This is a genomic window from Streptomyces sp. GbtcB6, assembly GCF_019091475.1.
GTDB lineage: Bacteria > Actinomycetota > Actinomycetes > Streptomycetales > Streptomycetaceae > Streptomyces > Streptomyces hyaluromycini.
On record NZ_JAGXJL010000444.1, the window covers coordinates 1 to 238 of the forward strand.

Below are 238 nucleotides of genomic sequence, written 5' to 3' on the forward strand. Positions count from 1 at the left end.
CAGGCGTAGGCGCGTGTCGGAAGGAGCCCGGGGATCAGGAGCGGCGCGTACCGCCTGATCGCCGTGGCTTGGGCCTCTGTGTCCGCCACGTCCGCGAAGTGTGCCACAAACTTCGACTTGGCCGCCGCCCCGCAGTTCCGCATGAAGAAGCCCTCCGTCTCCAGAACTTCGTCCAGCTTCCGTGCGTACACCGGCTGCATCCGCCGATTCCCCGCCTCCAACTGCCCGATGAACGACC

At 66.8% G+C, this 238-nt stretch carries 1 protein-coding gene; it reads right to left on the reverse strand.

The window, feature by feature from the left end; all coding sequences use genetic code 11:
- The coding region (locus KVT45_RS55610) for a Scr1 family TA system antitoxin-like transcriptional regulator (RefSeq protein WP_217562768.1) at positions 1-238 on the reverse strand (238 nt) is incomplete at both ends.